Source organism: Paracoccus shanxieyensis, assembly GCF_009711265.1.
Classification (GTDB): Bacteria; Pseudomonadota; Alphaproteobacteria; order Rhodobacterales; family Rhodobacteraceae; genus Paracoccus; species Paracoccus shanxieyensis.
Genome location: NZ_WMII01000025.1, coordinates 1 through 21362, shown reverse-complemented (window position 1 = coordinate 21362; position 21362 = coordinate 1). Strand labels below are relative to the sequence as shown.

The 21362-nt window shown below is 61.4% G+C and carries 23 protein-coding genes and 1 pseudogene; 8 read left to right on the top strand and 16 right to left on the bottom strand.

What is annotated here, in order from left to right; all coding sequences use genetic code 11:
- The first annotated feature begins 135 nt into the window (after positions 1-135).
- Genes GL284_RS18445 through GL284_RS18435 form a run of 3 tightly spaced genes read left to right on the top strand, consistent with a single transcriptional unit; the run spans position 136 to position 2978 of the window.
- On the top strand, positions 136-1209 hold the full coding sequence (locus GL284_RS18445) for a dsDNA nuclease domain-containing protein (RefSeq protein ID WP_131389971.1): 1074 nt from the start codon (positions 136-138) through the stop codon (positions 1207-1209).
- 41 nt (positions 1210-1250) lie between these two features.
- Entirely contained in the window at positions 1251-1823 is a 573-nt protein-coding gene (locus GL284_RS18440) for a P-loop NTPase family protein (protein ID WP_155097806.1), read from the top strand.
- 3 nt (positions 1824-1826) lie between these two features.
- Positions 1827-2978, top strand: coding sequence for a hypothetical protein (locus GL284_RS18435; RefSeq protein WP_131389975.1), 1152 nt, complete (start codon positions 1827-1829; stop codon positions 2976-2978).
- Positions 2979-3142: 164 nt separating this feature from the next.
- Here GL284_RS18435 and GL284_RS18430 read toward each other — a convergent pair whose 3' ends face one another.
- The 14 genes from GL284_RS18430 to GL284_RS18365 form a co-directional block, all read right to left on the bottom strand.
- Positions 3143-4219, bottom strand: coding sequence for a TrbL/VirB6 family protein (locus tag GL284_RS18430; RefSeq protein ID WP_131389977.1), 1077 nt, complete (start codon positions 4217-4219; stop codon positions 3143-3145).
- Between the two features lie 12 nt (positions 4220-4231).
- Positions 4232-4651, bottom strand: a complete 420-nt coding sequence (locus GL284_RS18425; protein ID WP_131389979.1) for a hypothetical protein — start codon at positions 4649-4651, stop codon at positions 4232-4234.
- Entirely contained in the window at positions 4648-4842 is a 195-nt protein-coding gene (locus GL284_RS18420) for a hypothetical protein (protein WP_131389981.1), read from the bottom strand. Before GL284_RS18420 ends, GL284_RS18425 begins: the two co-directional genes overlap by 4 nt.
- Positions 4829-5824: an ATPase, T2SS/T4P/T4SS family gene (locus tag GL284_RS18415; protein WP_131389983.1), complete on the bottom strand. Its 996-nt coding sequence runs from the start codon at positions 5822-5824 to the stop codon at positions 4829-4831. The genes GL284_RS18420 and GL284_RS18415 overlap by 14 nt, the downstream gene beginning before the upstream one ends.
- A gap of 4 nt (positions 5825-5828) precedes the next feature.
- Positions 5829-7208 carry a TraB/TrbI/VirB10 family type IV secretion system protein gene (locus GL284_RS18410; protein WP_131389985.1) on the bottom strand — a complete coding sequence of 460 codons (1380 nt, stop codon included), beginning with the start codon at positions 7206-7208 and terminating at the stop codon, positions 5829-5831.
- Positions 7205-7897, bottom strand: a complete 693-nt coding sequence (locus GL284_RS18405) for a TrbG/VirB9 family P-type conjugative transfer protein (protein WP_131389987.1) — start codon at positions 7895-7897, stop codon at positions 7205-7207. The genes GL284_RS18410 and GL284_RS18405 overlap by 4 nt, the downstream gene beginning before the upstream one ends.
- Before the next feature lie 3 nt (positions 7898-7900).
- Positions 7901-8554, bottom strand: coding sequence for a VirB8 family type IV secretion system protein (locus GL284_RS18400; RefSeq protein ID WP_035714607.1), 654 nt, complete (start codon positions 8552-8554; stop codon positions 7901-7903).
- Between the two features lie 16 nt (positions 8555-8570).
- Entirely contained in the window at positions 8571-9380 is an 810-nt protein-coding gene (locus GL284_RS18395) for a type IV secretion system protein (RefSeq protein WP_165496738.1), read from the bottom strand.
- Positions 9380-10534 (bottom strand): lytic transglycosylase domain-containing protein, encoded by a 1155-nt coding sequence (locus GL284_RS18390; RefSeq protein ID WP_196216812.1) that lies wholly within the window; start codon positions 10532-10534, stop codon positions 9380-9382. Before GL284_RS18390 ends, GL284_RS18395 begins: the two co-directional genes overlap by 1 nt.
- 162 nt (positions 10535-10696) lie before the next feature.
- A complete protein-coding gene (locus GL284_RS18385; RefSeq protein ID WP_131389991.1) occupies positions 10697-13072 on the bottom strand; it encodes a VirB4 family type IV secretion/conjugal transfer ATPase in 2376 nt (791 codons plus the stop codon).
- Positions 13062-13340 (bottom strand): VirB3 family type IV secretion system protein, encoded by a 279-nt coding sequence (locus GL284_RS18380; protein ID WP_131389993.1) that lies wholly within the window; start codon positions 13338-13340, stop codon positions 13062-13064. The genes GL284_RS18385 and GL284_RS18380 overlap by 11 nt, the downstream gene beginning before the upstream one ends.
- Positions 13333-13626: a TrbC/VirB2 family protein gene (locus GL284_RS18375; protein ID WP_131389995.1), complete on the bottom strand. Its 294-nt coding sequence runs from the start codon at positions 13624-13626 to the stop codon at positions 13333-13335. The genes GL284_RS18380 and GL284_RS18375 overlap by 8 nt, the downstream gene beginning before the upstream one ends.
- Positions 13623-14243, bottom strand: a complete 621-nt coding sequence (locus tag GL284_RS18370) for a lytic transglycosylase domain-containing protein (RefSeq protein ID WP_131389997.1) — start codon at positions 14241-14243, stop codon at positions 13623-13625. The genes GL284_RS18375 and GL284_RS18370 overlap by 4 nt, the downstream gene beginning before the upstream one ends.
- 43 nt (positions 14244-14286) lie before the next feature.
- Positions 14287-14670: a hypothetical protein gene (locus GL284_RS18365; RefSeq protein ID WP_131389999.1), complete on the bottom strand. Its 384-nt coding sequence runs from the start codon at positions 14668-14670 to the stop codon at positions 14287-14289.
- Between the two features lie 210 nt (positions 14671-14880).
- Here GL284_RS18365 and GL284_RS18360 point away from each other — a divergent pair, with 210 nt between their 5' ends.
- The 3 genes from GL284_RS18360 to GL284_RS18350 all read left to right on the top strand — a co-directional run bounded on the left by GL284_RS18360 (position 14881) and on the right by GL284_RS18350 (position 15910).
- A complete protein-coding gene (locus tag GL284_RS18360) occupies positions 14881-15132 on the top strand; it encodes a hypothetical protein (protein ID WP_131390107.1) in 252 nt (83 codons plus the stop codon).
- Between the two features lie 124 nt (positions 15133-15256).
- Entirely contained in the window at positions 15257-15514 is a 258-nt protein-coding gene (locus GL284_RS18355; RefSeq protein ID WP_131390001.1) for a helix-turn-helix domain-containing protein, read from the top strand.
- Between the two features lie 183 nt (positions 15515-15697).
- Positions 15698-15910: a hypothetical protein gene (locus GL284_RS18350; protein WP_155045972.1), complete on the top strand. Its 213-nt coding sequence runs from the start codon at positions 15698-15700 to the stop codon at positions 15908-15910.
- Between the two features lie 107 nt (positions 15911-16017).
- Here the strand turns inward: GL284_RS18350 and GL284_RS21380 are convergent, their stop codons facing one another.
- Complete coding sequence (locus tag GL284_RS21380) at positions 16018-16773, bottom strand: hypothetical protein (protein WP_165496739.1); 756 nt, start codon at positions 16771-16773, stop codon at positions 16018-16020.
- A gap of 122 nt (positions 16774-16895) precedes the next feature.
- Positions 16896-17375, bottom strand: coding sequence for a thermonuclease family protein (locus GL284_RS18340; protein WP_131390005.1), 480 nt, complete (start codon positions 17373-17375; stop codon positions 16896-16898).
- Between the two features lie 269 nt (positions 17376-17644).
- Between GL284_RS18340 and GL284_RS18335 the strand changes: the two genes are divergently transcribed.
- Both GL284_RS18335 and GL284_RS21625 read left to right on the top strand, forming a co-directional pair.
- Positions 17645-18505: a WYL domain-containing transcriptional regulator gene (locus GL284_RS18335; protein ID WP_131390007.1), complete on the top strand. Its 861-nt coding sequence runs from the start codon at positions 17645-17647 to the stop codon at positions 18503-18505.
- A 73-nt stretch (positions 18506-18578) separates the two neighbouring features.
- A pseudogene (locus GL284_RS21625) lies at positions 18579-20222 on the top strand (SNF2-related protein); the annotation flags it as partial.
- Between the last annotated feature and the right edge of the window lie 1140 nt (positions 20223-21362).

Genomic DNA, 21362 nt, shown 5'->3' with positions numbered 1-21362 from the left:
ACGACCTCAACATTCTGTGGGGCCACTTCGTAGCCCAAGACTCCTCGCCACACTGGATGTGATTTCGATTTGCTTCTTCGCCCAACAACTCTAAGGTGTTCGGGGCATCTTGGGTTTGGCAATAGGTGTTTGCGAGTGTCACAGCAGCTTTTGGAAGAAATGTTGAAGAAACCGCAGCGCGAAACCGCTGGGGCTGACACTAGCTTACGATTTGACTATCAAAAAAACTGGGCGTTCTGCGAAATGATTAAGAGGCATCTGGAAGGTGCCGACTATCTGGTTGCTTTCGAATACCACGACGACGTGGTCTTCCTAGAGCCGGAGGAAAACCCGCAGAATGTCGATTTTTGCCAAGTGAAAACAAAGAAATCGTCGTCGCATATCACCTTGGGGTTCTATTTAGCGCGTGAAAAATCTCCGGAAGGGAGAAAGCCTTCAATTCTCGGAAAAATGTACGAGAACTTTGACGGTATCGGCGCAGGACACGAGGTCAGAACAATTCTTGTTTCTAACGTGCCGTTTTCGTTCTGTGGCAGCAATTCTTGCGCCGCCGACCTAAAAGAAAGAGAAGTTAATCAAATTAAGGAAAAGATGGCTGAGGAGCTCAGCCATTTTGATGAAGCCAGATTAAAAAACATACATTTCATTACGACGGGTGTCTCGCTAGACGCCATGCATAGTTTCTTGATGGGTGAAGTGTCAGAGTTGTTTAAGATGGAGCTTGGAGAGGGCCACGGCGTGAACATGCATGCTTGGACCAGGCTGGTGCAAGACGAGATCAATCGCAAGAATAATGTCGAATCCGAAAACATTTCCTCAACGAGCGATCTCAAGAAGAAGAAATGTGTAAGCCGGAAATTATTGACCGACACCATTCAATGGGCCGCAAACAATAGAACTCGCGCCCCCGAGATGTCGCTCATAAATGCGGAGTTGAAAGATGCCGGATGGACTGCCATTGACCTAATGAAGATGGGAAAGAAGATATCCAATGCAGTTTCTGACTACACCAATCCGACAAATGGGGACGCAGAGCTGCTAAAGCAGCGTCTCGAACTTTTATTTCACTCCGAAGCGCCACAGACGCTTCCGGATTTTCTTAGTAGTGCTTTCTCAAAAGTGGCTGAGATTACGGATGGATTGTCGCTCTATAGTGAGAAATTCTATTTTTTGGCGTTCGCCGTGATCGTGTTCAATGAAGAAATTTAGCTTCCATAGACTAATTAGAAACCTGAGAAAAGGTCGTGACGATGACAGGCTTGGTATTCAAAAAGCTCTGGATAGTATCAAAGCTCGAGAAAGCCGCGAGAATGGTGAGCTTTCACAGCGGGACCAACATTCTGACGGGGGAGAATGATGTTGGTAAATCAACCCTGATTAAGTCGCTCTACCACTCGATTGGTGCCGACGCACCTCAAATGAGCAATACTCGCTGGAAGCGAGCCAGTGTGTTCTACTGCTCGGAGATCGCACTGAATGAGACAACATATTTTATTATCAGGGATGGAAAACACTTTGGTGTCTTTGATGCCCAGAAGGGCTTAATTTCAAAGCATAGTGGCATCTCAACTGAGGGCGGCATCGCTGATTTTTTCTGCGATCAATTTAATTTCAATGTTGAACTGGAGAAGAGTGCAGACGGCAAGTTAGGGCGAGCTGGACCGGCTTTCTATTTTCTACCGTTTTACGTGGATCAGGATGCTGGCTGGACCAAGAGTTGGGAGTCGTTTAGCGGTCTTCAGCAGTTCTCTTCTTATAGAAAGAATATGATTGAATATCATCTGGGGATACGTCCACAGAGCTACTACGACGCCAGAAAATAAGAGATGGAATTCTTGGAGAAGAAGTCGGCGCACCAAGCAGATAAAAACGTTCTGTCGACCGCGCTAGACACGTTTCTAAAGCGCTCTGCACAAATCCAAATCAACCTTGATCCTGTGGCTTTTAAGGAGGAACTGGATCAGTTGGTTGACTCCTTCAATCTACAGAGGGCGCGGCAACAGGACGCTCTTTCCAAGGTGAAAGATTTACGCAATGAACGAAATGCAATTGATACTGATATTGCGATTTTGCGTCGATCGATAGCCGAACTGTCTGCTGACTACGAGTATGCTGCAAGCCTTGAGACGCCCGACGTCGTCGGCTGTCCTACATGCGGAACAGAGTTCGAAAATTCCTTTCAGGAGAGGTTTGGGCTACTAGACGACGTGGACTATTGCCTAGGAATTCTGGATCAGCGCCAGAAAGCTCGCATTGAGGCTTCAGAAAAACTTGATGCTGCAGAGCGTGAGTATCGGTTAGTTGGCGACCAGGCCCACGAAATGGAATTGCTGCTAAATAGAAAAAAATCTGAGGTTAGCTTGCGCGACATTGTCGCCGCTGAGGGCAACAAGGAAATGGTCGTCTCTCTCAAGGCTGACATTGCTGCGAAAGATGAGTTAATCGAGGACGTTCAGAAACTGATTGACGGTTTGAAGAATGACCTGAAGCTCGACTCGAAGAAAAAAAAGGAAATCATCGAATACTACCAGTCGCGTATGAAGGAATACTTGAGCCTTTTGAACGTGTTCGTTTTGGAAGAGAGTGATTATGCGGAACCAACTAGAGTGATCAAGAACAACGCACTAGGCAGTGATCTTCCTCGCGCTCTACTAGCTCAGTACTTTTCGCTGTTGCACACGCTGAAGAAATTTGGCGACACCAAAGTCTGCCCGCTGGTCATCGACTCGCCGCAGCAGCAAGAACAAGACTCGAATAACTTGGATGCAATTTTCAAGTTCATTTTCTCCAAGACTCTTGATGGACAGCAGCTCATTCTGGGAACGATTTCAACCCAAGCGGTGCCGGAGGCAATCATCCCTGAAGGCACGAACCTTATTGTTCTTTCAAACGAAAAGTACGCCGTTTTGCGACGCGACCAGTTTGACGAAGCAGTCTCTGAAGTTGGAAGAATGCACGAACTGCTTCTGTCGACATAGCAGTCTCATGGATGCGTAGTAGAAGAAGTGCCCCAGCTTCTTGGATGACTCAATCGACTTGATTCTATCTTGCAGTATTTGTTGGCATTCGAGTTACTGCATTTTCTAAGCCCGCAATTCAGCTGAAGAATTCATGACCATTGTTGGACAGTGACTATGTGCCGTCACCGTCGCCCAAGCCGCGCCAGTCTCTCCAGTTGCGCCAACATTTTTGACCCGGTGTCTGTGGACCCTGCGCCGCTTGCGGAACCCGACTGCCCCACGCCCTGCCTCAACGGCATCTGCTGAACCCCGAAGAACTGTCTCGCTCTAAGGGCTGCGTACTCCGCACCGCTAGCACCGCCGACCTGGTAACGGTTGTAGGCTTGCTGGCTGCCCAGGGCGGCGCGGGCGAAGCTGAAGGTGCCGCCCAAGCCCCCGGAAAGGGCGGGCATCATGATGTTGCCGGAAATCGCCCGGACGATGAAGGGCGTCGCGATGATGAAGCCTTTCGCCATCAGGACCATCATGAAGAAGGGCAGGAGGGCACCGATGTTGGATGCCCCTTCTGGATCGCCCAACTCGGCGATGAGCGCCGAAGACACCCCGGTGATCGTCGCGAAGACCCCCGCGATCACGATCGGGTAGATCGCAAAGGAGATGAGGGCGGAGAGCCAGCGCGCGAAGTAATCCTTGGTCACCTCGAACAGTGTCAGGAAGATCATCACCGGGGCGATCCCGATCAGGAGCGCGATCATCAGCCGCGAGGCGACGAGGATGAATGCCGCGAGCCCGCCTAGGATCGAGAGCAGAAGCACACCGACGATGTCAAGCATGGCACCGGCCATCCAGTTCAGCTCGGACCCGGCGGCATTCAGGTAGGCGCCGAGCTCCGCGATCAACCGGTCGAATTCTTCGGCGAAGGTGCCGGAAGGACCCGGACTGCCGCCCCCGACCGAAGCGACAAGCGCTCCTGCGATGCTGTCGATCCCGGAGAGGATGGCAGAGGAGAAGGCGTTGAACTGCACCCAGTTGGTCGCGAATATCCCGATGAGCCCGATCTTGACCGCAAGCCAGAAGGCCGTGCGGCCATCCATGGCCCGGTATTGGAAGATCATGTTGATGAAGACGAGGAGCACCACGAGCGTTGTCGCGACCACGAGGAGCGTCCCGACCGTTGCCGCCACGGATCCGAACTGGGTCTCGGCCGCGCTGTCGAGGTAAGTTTGAGAGGTCTCGACGAAGTAGGTGACGATGCTCATCGGGGGGCCGCCTTACCAATTGCCCGCGGCTTCGCAGATCGCCTGGGCTTCCGGGCGGGCGGAATTGGCGCGGCGGTTGTAGCCTTCCGATGCTTGCAGCATCTCCCATCGCTCGTCGCTGGCGTATCGCTCCTGAAACACGCCCTCGGCCGCCTCCCAGGAGGGGAAGCGGGTCGCGCAGTCGCAGCTGCCGGTCTCGACGATCCGTTCGAGGTTCTGGGCGCGGTAGATGTCCTGGACCAGTACGCGATGGTAGACTTGGCGGACCGGGATCTCCTGCATCCAGACAGGCTCGGCAGGCCGGTCGGGGCAAATGTCGAAGCTGCGCTCAAGGGAAGGCGCCACGTTGCGCTCGGCACCAGCGTGGGCAGCGGTCAGGCTTAGCGAGAGGGCCAGCGCGGTCAGGGCAAGGGGGCGCGGCACTTGCCTCATGTTGCAGCTCCAAGGGATGTCGCTTCCCGCTTCAAGAAGACAGTGTGCCCGACATTGGCAAATTCCGAGGTGCTGACCGAGACCACCTCCCACCCTTCCGCACCCTTCTGGTTCAGGTTGGTCCGCATGTCGGCAAGGCTCGTTTTGCGGGTCATGGGGAAAGACAGGATGTCGTATTCATAGGTCTTCATCGGGCTGTCCTCTCTGATCTGCGCCGGGCAGGTAGAATTCGGTGATGCCGCGCCGGCCATCGTGGCGCCCGGCCTGGATGATCACGTCGATGGAGTTCTCGATGTACTGGATCATGTCGGCATAGGTCATCGGGATCTCGGTCTTCAGCGCCGCGATCGCGAGCCGCTGCACGGCCAGTTGCGGGGTTTCGGCATGGAGCGTGGTCATGGAGCCGCCATGGCCGGTGTTGATCGCCTCGAGGAAGGTCATGGCCTCCTTGCCGCGCACCTCGCCGAGGATGATCCGGTCGGGGCGCATGCGCAGCGCCGCGGTGAGGAGCACATCGGCGGATTGGAATTCCGCGTCGCGATTGGCGATGAGGGTCACGGCATTGGGCTGGGTCGGCAGAAGCTCGGCCGCTTCCTCGATGGTGACGATGCGTTCCTCGGCGGGCACATGGGCGAGGATCTTGCGCGCGGCTACGGTCTTGCCGGTGGAGGTCCCGCCCGAAACGATCATGTTGAGCTTGTTCTCGACGCAGAAGGCCAGCGCATCATCGATCACGCCCGCGGCCACGACGGCGCGCAGGGCGCGCTTCTTTTCGACGCGCAGGTCTTCGAGCTTGCGTTCCTTGCCGTAGAGAAAGACGAGTGCGATGCCCTCGAGCGGCAAGCTCGAGAAGAACCGCAGGCTGATCGACATGGCCGAGAGCACGGCGGGCGGGGTGATGACCTGCGCGCGGATCGGGCGGCCCTTGTAGGTGATCGAGACCGACACGATGGGGCGGTCCTTGCTCATCGTCGTATTGGCGGAGGAGGCGATCTGGTTGCCGAGGTCCCTGACCTGAACGGCTGTCAGCCTTTGATCCAGTGGGCGCATGAAATGGTCGCCCTGGAACTCACCCCAACAGGTCCCGTCGGGGTTGATGCAGATCTCGATGACATCGTCGCGGGCGGCGGCGTCGATCCGGTCAAGCGATGTCTCGAGATAGCTGAGCGACATGGGGTCAGAAGATCTCCAAGTCGCGGTCGACCATGACGGTGACGCGGGCGCCCTGGTCGACATAGATGACGGGGCCGATCGAGAGGTAATCGCCCAAGACGCTGTCGGTGGCATCGGCCAGTTCATCGCCCACGTCCTCGAGCGCGTTGGCGGCCGTCTCATTCGGGACCTCGGAGGCGGCGGCACTGGGTGCCGCGGAAATCAGCGAGATCAGGGCGGCAGACCCAAAACGCTCGGCAAAGCGCGTATCCACGAAGCCCGTGACCCCGGAGCGGCCCAACTCGTCGCCGCCAAAGGAGCTGATCTGGACGGTCTGGTTGTCGGGCAGGATGATCCGGTCCCAGGCGATGGTGACGCGGCGCTGCGCGATATCGACGCCGGCGCGGTAGCGCCCGATGAGGCGGGATCCGCGGGGGATCAGGAGGCGCGTGCCATCGACGCTGTAGACATCCTCGGAGACCACGGCACGGGTCTGGCCGGGAAGTGAGCTGTCGAGGGCGGTTTCCATGACGGCCTGGATCATGGTGCCCTGGATGATGGTGTTGGAGGGATTGGCGATCACCTCGGCCTGCGTCACCGTCGAGGGCAGTGCGCCGTTAAGCACGAAATCCGTCACCTCGCCGAAGCTGCGCTGCGCAAGCTCCGTCTCGGCGGTGCCGGATGGGCCGCCGAAGGCGATGGTGGGCGAGGCGATGCGCCGCTCCTGAAAGGCGCGTTCTTCTGCGGCGCGCCGTTCGAGGTCGGCCAGCCGCCGGGCTTCCTCCTCGCGGCGCAACCGCTCTTCTTCGCGTGCGCGGAGTTCATCCTCCGTGGGTCCCGATGGGGCAGGTTGGGGGCGGTTGGCCTCAAGCTGAGCCAGTTCCAGATCCATGCGGAGCTGTTCGAGGGTGCGATCCCGGGCCGTCAGTTCGGCCTGGAACCGCTCCTGTGCGGCTTCCGAGGCGGCTTGCAGCGCCGCGATCTGGGCGGTCAATGCATCGATGGCCTCGGCCGCGGCGGTGTTGTCTTCGACGACGGGTTCAGGTGCGTTGCGCAACTCTTCGATCTGGGCCTGCAAGGCGGTGATCTGCGCCAGCAGCTCGGCATTGGGCTCGACGGGGTCCGGTGCGACGAACACGACCTCGGGCTCGGGCGGCGGCAAGGTCTCGATGGCCCCGAAGCCGTCCCCCTCGCTCTGGAAGACATCCGGCGTGGCTGTGGGCAGGGCCACCTCTTCCTCGGGCTGTGAGAGGAAAAAGAGGAGCGCGCCGCCCGCGCCGATGATGCCGACCACGACCAGCGCAAGAAGAGGCGATCGGCGCGGCGCTGTTTTGGGCGCGCGGGCGCTGCCTTTCTCTAGGGCGGCGAGGCGCCTTTCCAGTTCGGGGTTTTCGGGTTCGCTCATGAGGCCTCCGCGGGTTGGATCGCCTCGATGCAGACCAGCTCTTCACCTAGTCGCAGGACCCATTGGCGGTTCACGCCGGAGACACGGATCACGCCATCCTCGGGGGCCTGCGTGTTGACCGTGCGCTCGCGGCCGTTCGCGTAGCGGAAGATCGCGGGCACGGGCGCGTTCGGCGCGAAGGCGAAATAGGTGAAGGTCCCGTCATCCCAGACCCGGGTTGGGGTGAACTCGGTCTGGGCGCTGGCCCCGTAATTGTCATTGGGGGCTTGCGCCGCGATGACACGGCTCGGGCGCGCCTCATCCTCCGGATAGCGGAACTGGACCACATAGAAGGTCGGGTTCGAGGCTTCCTCGACGTTGAAGTAGTAGCTGCGCCGGTTCGTGTAGACCGTCACATTGGTGTGGACGCCGCGCGCGACGGGCTTGATTGCGAAGGCCTGCCCGCCTGGCACGCCATCGATCTCGAAGCCCTCGGTGTCGCCCGCGATGATCGAGCGGATGCTCTCACCCTCGCCGAACTCGACGGTGGTGACATGGGTGAGCGAGACGCTGAGGCGGTAGACCTGACCCTCCTGATAGGTGGCCACCCGCACGCGGTTGTCATGCGGGCCGCTCCGCGGGATGGCTTCGGCGAAGGCGAGGCCCGGGAGAAGGGCAAGACAGAGGAGGGGCAGGCGGAAACGAGACACGGGTCAATTCTCCAATCTGTCGGAGCGGATGGAATATTCGAGCACGGTGAACCCGAACGGGTTGGTCCAGACCTCGTCGATGGAGCGGCGGGTCTCGGGGCGGAACTCGAAGAGGAGGGTCGCGGTGAAGAGCCCGGTCTGGGTGCCGTTGATCGAGGTCAGGCGCTTGCGCAGGCGCACCGTGGCGCGGTTCAAACCGATCTGGGTGATGCTGAGGATTTCCACATCGAGACGGGCGTTCGGCCCATAGACGGTGGGGGGATAGTCCGCGTTGGCGCTGTTCCACAGCTGGCGCAGCCCGCTCTCGGCGGCCCCGTCCGAGCGGCGCAGGACGCTTCGGATGCGCAGATCGTTGTCGAGCTGGTTGTAGACCTCGCGGTCGGTCACATAGCGGAAGACCTCCGCCTCGATGATCGCCTGATTGGCGGTCACCGAGGTCGCGCCCACGGAAGCCTCGGGGAGCGCAAAGCCGGTGGCGGGATCATAGGGAACAACGACGGGGGGCGGGTCGACATCGAGGATCGCGACGGCTGCAGCACTCAGGCAACCGATGATGCCGAAGACAAGCCCAGTCAGGCCAAGGCGTTGCCAGAGCCGTTCGCGGCGCAGCGCGCCATAGACCAGTTCTTCCTCGATGATTTCCTGTTCACTCGCCACGCGTCACACCCCGCATTCACTCGGCCCGCAATTCCGGCAGGGTGAAATCCATGAAGCGCTGCTCCTCGGCGATGGTGGCGGCATCGATCACGCCGCCCGTGCCGTCGCCCACGGTCTGGATGGCTTCGAGCTGCCACATGGCGACCAGCGCGATGGCGAGCTCCGCCGTCACGCGCGTGTTGAGATCGATGCTTTCCTTGAGCTCATCCATGTCGTCGATGAGGCCGACGAGGCGGTCGACCCGTTCGAGCGACTGGCCTGCATCGTCATAGCTGTTCTGGGCGGCGGCAGAGACGAGCGCGCCGGTCGTGGCTTGCGTCGCCACGCGGTTGGCGCTCGCATTGTCGCTGCGCGCCATTTCCGCGAGCGTGTCTTCATCGAAGCCGAGATCGGCCAGCACCCGGTCCATCTGGGTTTCGATCTCGGTTGCGCCGGAGCCCGAGAGGCCGGAGAAGTCTCCGGTCTTGATGGCCTCGATGGTGGCGAGGATGTCGCCGAACTCCTGGTCGAGGAGGCCGTTCAGCTCCTCTTCCATCTGGGTACGGATGATTTCGGGGAGCTCGGCGAGACGGGTCAGCGCCTCGTAGGTGCGCTGCAACTCGGCGAGTTGTTCGGTGAGGGTGGCCAGTTGTTCGCGAAGCTGGACCAGCTGCTCGTTCTGCAAGATCTCGTCTTCGATCATCTGCCGGAGCTGCTGGATGCTTTGCGCGATGTTCTGGGTGTCGACGACGGGCACGCCCTGTGCTGAGGCCGGGGTCATGGGTGCGATCTGCAGGGCGAACCCGAGAGCGGCGGCAAGGCCCATGTTCAAGAGGTCAGGTCTCATCACTCAATCTCCCTGATCGTAAAATCCATGAAGGTGCTTTCCGCCATGCGGGCGCTGGCCTGGGCCAGTTCTTCGGCGGAGAGAACGCGAGTACGGGCGGCCTGAAGCCGGATACGGGCGGCGACGAGGCGCACGAGCTCGGCGCGGGCATAGGTGTTGAGCGCGATGCTCTCCTGCACGTCTTCCGTCTCGGAAATCCGCTCGACGATGTCGGCAATGCGCAGCGCGGCCTGGCGGATCGCGGTGGGTGAGTTGCTGCCGTAGAAGGCCGCCCCGTGACCCGTGAGGGAGAGATTGGCATTGGCGAGATCTGCCGGATCGATCGTGCCGAGCGCATCGATCCCGCCGATCCGGCTCAGATAGAGATTGTAGCGCTCCGGGATGACCTGGACGTAATGCTGGGTCTCCCGGAACGGGGGCACGCCGCCATACTCGAAGACCCGGCCGGGCCCGGCGTTATAGGCGGCCAGCGCGAAGATGATGTTGCCGTCGAAGGTGTCGAGTTGGGCCGCGAGGTAGCGCGCGCCGCCATGCACCTGCAGATAGGGGCTCGAGAAGTATTCCGGGTTGATGCCGAGATCGCTGGCGGTGCCCGGCATGATCTGGGTGAGACCATAGGCGCCAACGGGGGAACGGGCATCGATGGTGAAGCGGCTTTCCTGCCAGATCAGGGCTTGCAGGAGCGCGCGCCATTGGACGGGGGAGAGGCGTGCGCGGGTCACACCGGCAAAGCCGCTGGTCTCCTGGGCCACGCGGATGATGAGCTCTTCGACGTTTTCCGCGGCATCGCCGAACATCTGCGCGCCGCCCGGGTTGGGGTCGATCTCGCCGGTGCCATAGACCGCCTCGACGGAGCGGTCTGGATCACCGCTGCCGCCTTCCAGCCCCGAGACCATGGCGGGCAAGCCCTGACCCCCGAAGCTGGTCTGGGCGTCGAGGATGCGTTGCAGGGTGGCGAGTTGCTCCCGTTCGATCTCGGCAATGAGTTCGCGCACGGCAAGCTTGTCCGCCTGCAGGGCCAAGTCTGCCTCGCGGTCGCCCGTCTGGACGATGTCGCGCGCGGTCAGCCCGCTGTCATCGGTTGGCACGCCTTGGGCGGCAACGAGACCCGGCAGCAGGCAGAATGCGAGGAGGTGGGGAAGCCTAGACGTCAATGCCGCCCTCCGCTGCCCCAAGTGGCGCAAATGTGCAATCTAGAGCTGTCGCGCCCGCAGAACCTGTCGAGGCGAGAAAGGAAAAGCAGTTGGCCCGCGGCTCGCGGTACTGCGCACAGGAGGCGAGCAGTCCGAGGGCGGCAAGGGACAAGAGAATGCGGATCATGAAAGCCTCCAGAAGTCCGGGCGGTCGCGGTAATCGGCGCCGACGAGCGCCTCGCCTTTTTCCATGCCGCCGAGGATGGTGAGCATGGGACCAAGCGCGCTCAGATCGGCATCGACGACGATCGAGCCCTGATCGTCGCGGATCAGCGCCAGGCGACTATTGCTGCCCGTGTTGAGAAGGACGTCGAGCTCCTTCTCCGTGAGGTTCAGCATGGCGTAATCCGAGGCACTGGCGCGGATATTGGGCAGCAGGATCTGCGTCGGCACCGCCTCGACGATGGTCTTGCCGGTCCGGGTGCGTTCGAGCTGGCTTGCGTATTGCGTCATCATCACCGCAACGGTGTTCTGCTTGCGCGCGGTCACCAGCCAGTTCGACAGCCGCTCGGCGAAATACGCGTTGTCGAGCGCCTTCCAGGCCTCATCGATCACGATGATGGTGGGGCGGCGATCCTCGATCTCGCGCTCGACCCGGCGGAAGAGATAGGAAAGGACGGCCATCCGCTCCTTGTCGGCCTCGCTGTCGAGAATGCCGGTCAGATCGAAGCCCACCACATCGCCTTTAAGCGAGAAGGTGTCTTCGAGGCTCTGCCCGAAGATCCAGCCATAGCGGCCGTCCTCGGTCCATTCGAGCAGTCGCTGGTGCAGATCGCCGCCATCATCGGTGGACACAAAAAGCGATGCGAAATCCCGCCAGTTCCGCAAGGCGGGGTTCGTGGCCTGTGCGTTCTGGCGCACGACTTCCTGGATGCGGTTGGTCTGTGCTGGGGTCAGGGGCTTGTCGGCGCGGTAGAGCAGCGTTGTGAGCCAATCCGAGAGCCAAGCCGTGCCGCGCGCATCGGTCTCGGTCCAGAGCGGGTTGAGACCCGTGGGCTGACCGGCCTTGAGGGAAGCGTAGCGCCCGCCATTGGCGCGGACGGCCATCTCCATGCCGAGGCGGTAGTCGAAAACGAAGATACGCGCGCCCGCGCGACGGGCCTGGGTCATCAGGAAGGCCGAGAGCACTGATTTGCCCGACCCGGGGCGCCCCATGATCAGGGTATGGCCGCTGGTCGGTTCTTTGTCGGGCGAGCCCTGCTCGTGATAGGAAAACCGGTAGGCGCTCTGCTCGGGCGTGGGCAGATAGGTGATGACGCGGCCCCAGGGGGTTTGTGCGGCCGGCTTGCCGAGCTGCGTCCGGTGAAAGGCCGCGAAATCCGCAAAGTTGCGATTGGTGACGGCGCTGGCGCGGACGCGCTTGGGCTGGTTGCCGGGGTGCTGGCTCAGGTAATGCGCCTTGGCAGCGACCCGCTCGCCGATCATTTTCACGCCTTCGGTCGCGGCGGCGTTCACGATCTCGGCGCTGAGGGTCTGCAGCTCTTCGAGCGTGTCGCAGAAGAGCGTCACGACCATGTGGTGCTCGCCGAAGCTCTGGCGCTTGGCTTCGAGATCGTCGGCGGCGATGTCGAGGGCTTCCATGAGCGAGAGGGCGGCGTCCTGGCTCGCCTGCATCTGCCGCTTTTGCCTTTTGATGCGGCCCGCCATGAGGTTCGAATTGATCGGCGTGAAGGACTGCGTGACGATCATGTCGACCGGCAGGTTCAGCATGTCGAACATCGTGCAGGAGGTGCCTTCGGAATATTCCCCGATGGTGAAACTCTTGCCGTAGCGATGGCCCACCACGCCTTCCGAGAGCTCGAAATGGTCTCCGTGGAACGTCACGCGGGTATTGGCGACGTTGAAGGACAGAAATCCGTAGGTGTTTGCCGGGTAGAGCGGCAGCTCTTGCCCGGTGTTGAGCGCCCCCAGAAACCCCACCAACTCCCCCGATGCGGCCGAGAGGAGCCGCGGCTTGAGCTCGGTGAGGCCCGAGAGGAAGACGTTCACGGCCTCGCCCAGGCGCTGCAGGCGTTTGCGGGTTTCCTCTCTCAGGCGGTCCGGCGCGCTGCGGCTCAGAAACGGCAGGAGGCTTTTGGGGGGCGGGCGGTGAATGACGGTGAGCGTCAGCGTCTTGTCGCGCAGCCCGCTGGTTCCGAGTTTCGCGCGCCAGCGCCGGTCCACCTCGCCCGCGAAGCTGTCCCCACGGATGGGGTCGAGATCCGGTGTGATGGCCTTGGAGACCTTGTGGACGTAATAGCTGAACTCCGGCCCAAGCTGCGCGACGATGCGGGCAAAGAGCGCCGTCACCTTGTCGAGATAGGCGTCGTCGGTCGTGTAGCTGTTGATCCCCTCGAGCCGGATGCAGCGGAATAGCTCGTTGACCCGGGTACGCACGGTCTGGTCGTCGACGAGGCTCACATAGGGCAGCATATGCGCGAGGCGGGTCTCGCGCGCATACCATTCCGGCGTCATCGTGCGGGGATCGATCGCTGGATCATGGGCGTCATCACGGGGCATAGCTATCCCCGCCATGGATGGACCTGTTGCGCGTGGGCGGTGTCTCCTGCAGCGACGTCATCATCACATCGATGAAGCGCGGGTCCCAATCGGCGGCCTTCCAAAGCACTGGATAAAGCAGGCCGGCCACGCCCAGCACCGCGATGTGCTGGACCCAGACGAAGAGAAGCACCGAGCCGAAGAGCCAGACCATCGCATACATGATGGGCAGGCCCAAAAGCTTCGGCGGGCGCACGAGCCCAAGAAAGAGGGGCGAGCGTTCAGCCACCGGCAAAGACCGCAGCAACGATGGTGGGGGCCGCCGCGACACCGGCGATGCCGACAAGCACCCAAAGCGCTTGGCGCAGATCGATGATGTTGAAGAACCAGCTGAGAAAGACCCCGAGCACGGCCAGCGTCGCGATCACAACGCCAAGCGGGCCGGTCAGCGCATCGACGATGCCCTGCAACAGGCTCTGGATCGGGGAGAGGTCGATGCTCTGGGCGAGAGCAGGTTCTGCCACGACCAGGAAGAGCGCAAGGGTAACGGTCAGGAGCGTCGAAATCCGTCTCATGAATCTGATCCTTCCAATCGGGCCACGACAGCCAGGACACGGGCCACGTGGTTTTGGGTTTCCGGGTAGGGGGGAATGCCGCCATAACGGTGCACTGCGGCGGGTCCGGCGTTGTAGGCGGCCAGCGCCAGCTGCGGATTGCCGAATTCGCGCAGCATCAAGGCGAGGTAACGGGCCGAGCCGTCGAGGTTCTCGAAGGGGTCGGTCGGGTCGACGCCGAGCTCTTCTGCCGTCTCGGGCATGAGCTGACCGAGACCGATCGCACCGGCGGTCGAGACCACCTCCTGCCGGTAGGCGCTTTCCACCTCGATATTGGCCCGGTAGAGCATGAGCCAGTCGGTCACGGAGAGCGTGGCGCGGCGCAGTCCGGGATGGCTGGCATAGCGCAGCCCCGTCGCTTCGATCGCCGCCAGCACCTCGGGGCTTGGTAAAGCGCGGGGCCGTTCAACACCTGCAGAAGGATCGGTGTCGGGATCTCCCGAAGCATCTGCCGTCCCAAGGATCGTCAAGCCCCGGGTCCCCGGGCCCACGGCAACCCCATCCTGGTAATGGCGCGCGAAGCTGTCTTGTGAGCGGGAAGCGGTGAGAGATCCGTCGCTCTCCATCACCAGGACCATCTGCGCCGCGGCCGGTGTGGCCAGCAGCCAGAGGCAAAGGAGGTTAGCTGTCAGCGCCCCCGTCTGACGGGGTCTTGGCCGAGGCAGTAGTGTTTGCTGGGGAGAGCTTGTGGCTCCGGCTTGTGCCTGCCACGAGCGGCAGGTCGACATGCGTAAAGCCAAGGCCAAGGAAGAAAGACACGACGCCAGAGATCGTCTTGAACTCGCGGATCTTGATGTCGTTGTAGGTCGTTCGGGTTCGGGCAGTGACGAGAAGCTTTTCGACACCCTCGTCCGACACGACGCGCATGATCCAGACCCCGTAATAGCTGGGGCCTTTCTGATGTGCCGTCTCCTGGCACAAGATCTCAGCGCTGTAGCCGCGTTCCACGAGCTCGCGGAAGCGTGCTTCCGTAACCACATTTGGTGCTTCGATGTCCCAGTTCATGGCCCGGCTCACGCTTTCTGCGATAGCGCAACCCCGGGCATTCCCACTTGAAGCCCAGAGTTACGATAGTATATTATTAACCGCAAGCTATAATCATATCGCTCGTGTTGTAGCTTGGCACGCAAACACTAGCCACGGTCCACCTCCGCGTTCAAGGAGATAACAGGTTTGAGAAACCCACGGTTGACGGACCTGGTCGGGTTGCAAGCTATGGTCCTTCTAGCCTGCCTCCCTGGAGCGGGTTTAGCCGGATCGTGCCTCGCGCCGCCCCGTCCCTTCGTGCCGAGCGATTCGGAAGCGGCCCGCGATTATGCCGACCTCATCCGGGGCGATTTCGAAACCTACATTCAGGACATCCAGAGCTACTTCCGCTGTCTCGATGGCGAGCGCGCCCGCGCTTTCGAGGAAGCGCGGGAGGTCAGCGAGGAGTATGGTCGGTTTCTGCAATTGGTAGGGGATTGATGGGCTGCGGCGGGAGCAGCAGATTCGCACCCCATGGAAACCCGACGCCGATAACACCCTCACTTATCTACTTTTTAGATAACAGATTTCCTCCGCTAGCGACGTCACAAGAGGTATGTGGCGCGTGGCGAAAACGATCAGAAGCAAGGGACAGGTGGCACTTTGCCAGGCTCTCGTCGAGGCACGCATCAAGGCGGGTCTCGGTCAGGAAGAGCTGGCGGCAAAGCTCATGTGCCATCAATCCCTCGTGGCGCGAATTGAGAGCGGCCAGCGCCGGATCGACGTCGTCGAACTGGTCGTCCTCGCCCGCGCTATGGGCTTTGATCCCTCCGAGATGCTGGCGCTCGTTCAAGCAGCCACGGAGCCCGACCATCGGATTTGAGCCGGTTCTTGCATCGAGCGCCAAGCATCTGACGCCTCCCGGCGTGAATGCCGGTGGCGCAAGGACAAACACCCAACCCATTTTCACGAAACCCAGCATGCCGCTGCAGCACAGGTCCAAGGAAGCCGAGGCTGCAATCCGCACAGCCCAATTGTAGAAGGTCGGTAACCAGTGAAGGAAGATATGGTCGAAGCCGTTGCGATCGCCAATTTGATTGCAGCCGATCAGAGCAGTATTGCCGGTTGGGTTTATCGCTGGAACACAGGCGCGCTGGCAGTCCGTTGGGACGCGCGCGGGCCACAGCGCGTCTCGAAGCTTTGCCCGGATCTCTGCGACGCTGACAAAGCCGAGATCGACTTCGCGTCACTCACGCAACTGCCCTGTCGCGGCGACTGACATGGGCGAAAACGGGCTTCATAAGCCCTGACCATGTGCCGGCGCCCGCGCCTGCGGGGCCGGGTCAATTCGTTCGTGAGCCTGCCCGACTTCGATGTGGCGCGACGTCAGTAATTGACCTGCTCGAAGCCGTACGTCCCGCTGTAGTCACGCCACTCCACGAAGACGGACCTGTGCCAGATCCCAGGGCAATGCTCGCCCCATCCCTCGAGACCGACATGCGCAGCAGGGAGCGCTGCGGGTGACGACGTGCTCCACGAAAAGTCTCCCTGTGTGCCGTAGGAGCCGAGCACGACAGTCGCGCTCCGGTTGCAGTCGCCATCCTCGCCGGATTCCCGCTGCCATGCGTGTCGGACATCGTACACGCGAATGGAGCGCACGAAGTTGAACTCCGGCCCGCTGATATCAATGTCGGCGCGGTCTTCGGCGAGATGAAGGGCGAAATCAGCCCTCACCAGGTTGCCCCAAGTGGCGTTCGGGCCTTCGAGATCGAGCCTGTCATCACCGACAGCGGCAAGGTCAAAGACTGCGGATGAAAAGTTTGCTGGAGGTTCAGCGCCTCGAAACAGGGCTTCGATGACCCGCTCCGTCGCGCGCGGCATCGGTGGACCTTCGAAAGAGGCACCCATCGGGCAGCGCCAGATCTGGAGCGGCGGCTCCACCGGCCAGGGCGTAATGCGCCGGATAAACTCGGCCCGCGCCCGGGCGCATGGCACGGACGCTGGCCACCCGCCTGACAGGCACAACAGGATGGCGCAGTCGATCGGATAGGTTTGGGCGCTTGCTTGCGTCGGAGAAATCGGACCGGCCAAGGCGAGAGCCGGCAAGGTGACCTTCAGGAGGTTTTTGACTTGGACACGCATGGCAAAGACCCTCAGCGATCTTCAGCCAGCATACATACGAAAATATACTATCGCAACTCTGATAATACTTACGTTTGCCGTGATGATCAGCGACATCGCCAGATCACGGCTGTCATCCATCATCAGCCACCACGCTGCGCGCGGCGCCAGTCCCACGGCATGTCAAAGTGCCCGGACCAGATGTTGCGCTGCGTCGATCGCGCCTCCGTCTCATCGCCGATGTAGGCGCGGCTGTACTGGCGGTACGCGACAGCCCACCCCTCACGCACGAGCCAGCCGTTCAGATCGGTTCCATCTTGATGACAGACCGCAAGGACGCGGCCATAGCGGTCGATATCGCGCACTGTGCAGCTGATCTGTCGGCGCCCGATCCTGTCGGCGAGAGACAGCGCCGCTTGTTGTCCGCACCGCCAACGCTGGCCTTCGGCCGTGGCGCAAAGTTGCCCGCTTTCCGGCGCGTCGATCCCATGCAACCGGATGCGCTGCCCGCGGATTTCCAGTGTGTCGCCGTCGATCACGCTGGCAACGCCGGTCAAACGATCGGCATGGGCTTGGGTGACGGCAAGAAAGGAGAACAGAAGGAGGATGAGAAGAGAGCGCATCGAGCGAACCTGTCTTGGAATACCTTACAGGACATAAACGGGCGTTCGTGCCGCGAACACCCAAGTCTTGTGAAGCCGTGCCGATGCCCTGCCATCGCAGCACGGATGAGTTCAATCAGCAGCCATGCGAGGTAGGCAATCACGCCCCTTTTCATCATGCGTTCGCCCGATTTGCGTTGAAAAACTGAACCCTAAGCCCTAGGGTCAGCGGAGGCCCAGTTATTGGGCGCGCATAGTTTCAATGCGCACAGTTGTGCTGGGGGGAAGTCGTGTCCAACGACAAGTCGGATCTGCGCTGGGGAGTCGAGCAACGTCTCGAGTTCATAGAGTTCCGCCTGTTCTGGGAGGGGCACGTGAACCGAAGTGATCTCATGGATCAATTCGGGGTTTCGGTGAACCAGGCCTCAATGGACCTGAATCGCTATATCGGCTTTGCCCCCGACAACATGGTCTATGACAAGAGTGCCCGGACCTACGTGCGCGGGCCAGGGTTCAAGCCACAGTTTCTAGAGCCTGACGCCAGCCGGTATCTGGCCCAGCTTCGGTCTGTCGCTGACGGTATCCTCGACAGGGAAGACTCGTGGATAGCCGACCTGCCGCCCTACGCAGCCTCGCCCACGCCCGTGCGAGGCGTCGACCCTGTCACGCTCCGGTCAGTTGTGGGGGCCATCCGGCGCTCAGAAGCGATTGAGGTCAAATATCAGTCCTTGTCGAACCCCGAGCCACGTTGGCGCTGGATCGCGCCCCACGCCATTGCTTTTGATGGCTTCCGCTGGCATGCGCGCGCCTATTGTCTCTCCGACGAGGTCTTCAAGGATTTCCTTCTCTCTCGGATGATTCAAATTCGCGGCTGCACTGAGAGCGCCGCGCTGCCTTCCGGTGACGTTGATTGGAATGATGAAGTTGTCCTCGAGATAGGCCCTCATCCTGATCTGTCCCCGACGCAGGCAAAGGTCATCGCGCTCGACTACGGCATGGAAACCGGCAAGGCCGCCATTAAGGTCAGGCGCGCGCTTCTATATTACACCTTGCGACGGCTTGGACTGGATACTGATCCGGGGGCACGAGCGCCTCAGGATCAGCAGATCGTACTGCTCAACCGTGAGACACTGGAAGCGGCAGCGCCGTGAGTGGAACGATTTCATCAGCGTCGTCCAAAGAAATATGGTTCGCCGGTCTTGAATTGAGAAGAGTGCGTCTGAAATGAGTTCGACAATCCCCACACCTGGTGCCGTCATCAGCATCCGCTCTGCCACCTGGAAAGTGTTGGGCACCTCGACGCTGAAGCGCGGGTTCCGGGAGGTCCACTGTCGGGGCCTGAGTGGTCTGGTCCGGGACAAGGAGGCGCGGTTCGTTTGGGACCTCGAAAAGGGCGCGCGCGTTCTTGACCCCGCTGCCGTCAAGCTTGTCCCAGACACGTCATCCGGGCTGATTGACACAAAGCTGCATCTAGCGGCCGCATTTCGGGCAACACCGACAACAACCCGCCGCCCGCTTACGCTTGGTCGGGCCGCGATCGACGATCTGACTTTCCAGCATCTGCCAGTGGAGCGGGCACTGGCGCAAGACCGAGTTCGGCTCCTGATCGCGGATGATGTCGGCCTCGGAAAGACCCTTGAAGCGGGCCTAATCACCTCAGAGCTCGCTCTGCGCGGCCGGGCGGACCGGATCCTTGTGGTCACGACACGGGCCATGCTGACCCAGTTCCAAAAGGAGTTCTGGACCCGGTTCTCGATCCCGCTCTCCCGGCTCGACAGCGCCGCGATCCGGCGGATGCGAAACAAGATCCCGGCTCATTACAACGTGTTCGACCAGTTCGACCGATCCATCGTCTCGATCGACACCCTGAAACGGGACAACCAGATCCGGGACGCGCTGAAACATTCCTACTGGGACCTGATCATCATCGACGAGGCGCATAACGCGGCCGAACGGAAGTCGGCCGCCGGGTCGAACTCGCAGCGGGCGGAGCTGGCGCAGCTCCTGTCTCGCCGGACAGACTCCCTGCTCCTCCTGACCGCAACCCCGCATGATGGGTCTCAGGAAAGCTTCGCCAGTCTAATCAAGATGCTGGACCCGACCAGGGTTCCGGACCCGACCCGGCTGCACCGGTCTGACATCGAGGATCTGGTCGTCCGCCGGTTCCGCTCGTCGCCGGAGGTGGTCGCCGATATCGGCCGAGAGGTCCCGAAACGGCAGCTCTTCCCGCGCCGCTTCCCGCTCAGCCCGCAAGAAGAGGTGGCTTATCAGGCGATCGCGGACCTCCACCTCGATCTTGATGAGGAACAGACCCGAGGGCGCGCCATCGACCTGTTCCGGACCACGATCGCCAAGGCGATCTTCTCCAGCCCGGCCGCTTGCTTTGAGACGCTCTCGCGACGGATCCGGGGGATCGAAAACGGGACCGCCCGCGGCACCCCAGCTGACCGGGACCGACTGCGGGCGCTGGCGGACCACGTGGCCGCAATCGATACGGGCGCGTTCAGCAAGTATCAGGAGCTCCTGCGCCTGCTGCGCCAGTTGAACTGGACCGGGCGGGCGGCGCGGGACCGGCTCGTCATCTTCTCGGAACGGATCGCAACCGTGTCCTGGCTCGCGGACCGGCTGCGCGAGAACCTGGGCCTTTCGGCCGACCAGGTAGCGCGGGTGGATGGGGGGAGCGTCGAGGCTGACGTCCGGACCCAGGAGGTGATTGAGGCGTTCGGTCAAGAGCGATCACCGATCCGGATCCTGATCGCCTCCGACATGGCGTCCGAGGGGCTCAACCTCCACTTCCAGTGCCACCGGCTGATTCATTTCGACCTCCCCTGGTCCCTTCTGCGGTTCCAGCAGCGCAACGGGCGGATTGACCGCTACGGTCAGGACCGTCCCCCGCAGATCAGCTACTTCGTGGGCGAGAGCACGCACCCGAAGGTGCGGCAGATGTGGGTCCTCGAGAAGCTTGTCGCGAAAGACGAGGCGGCCCAAGCCGGCGTCGGCGACCCGGCCGTGTTCCTCGGCGCCGGGGACGCGGACGGGGAAGAAGCGGTGGTCGCGGAGGCTGTCGCCACCGGCATCGGCGCGGAGGCGTTCGAGCGCCAGATGGACGCCCGGGCGGCTGAAGCCGTCACCCATATGTCGGTCGACGATGAGTTTGCGGCCCTCTTTGGGGATTACGCAGCCCCGGCTCCGGCCGACGCGGCACACCCGACGGATCAAGCCCCGCCTCGCCTGTACCCGGACACATTCACTTACGCCAAGGCGATGATCGAGCGGCTGTCCAGACCGGAGGAGAAAGCCTTCCCGGAGCAGCCGAAGATCCAAGCTGCCGACCGTCTAATCCAGCTCACCATCCCTGATGATATGCGCGCGCGCGATGGGTTTGGTTACGCGAGCGAAGGGGCGGTGGATGGGCGATTCATGCCGGAGGAAGCGGTCGGCCCCGGAGGCCGGATCGAGCTGACCGACCAACCCGGAGTGATCAACCAGGCGATCAACAACGCGAAGGCGCAGGAGCGCGCTTGGCCGACCGTTCAATTCCTCTGGGATGGGCACCCAATCCTTCAATGGTTCGCAGACCGGTCCAGCACCTTCTTCCCCGAACACACGGCTCCGGTCGCGCCACTCATGGGCCGTCTGCCTCCGGGGGAGGTTGCCGTCATCCTGCATGGGGCGATCCCGAACGCAAACGGGGCCCCGGTCGTGGACCGGTGGGCCGTGGTGATCCGGTCGGCGGACGGGACCGTCCGGATCGAGGAGGTGGGCATATTTCTGGAAAGAACCCGGCTCGCCGGGGACACCCCAAGCCGCCCACTGGAGGACCTTTCGGCGGCGCAGGCAGCGATCCCGGTCGCGGTAGACCGGTTTCAGACGCATCTTGTCGAGTATCCGTCTTGGTCAAGGGCGTTCAGGCAGCCAATCTCGCCTCTCGCGAAGCAAAGTGTTCGCAAGGATGATGATGCGCCGCATGATAGCGGTAATGGCCACTTTCTTCGCCTTGCCGGCTTT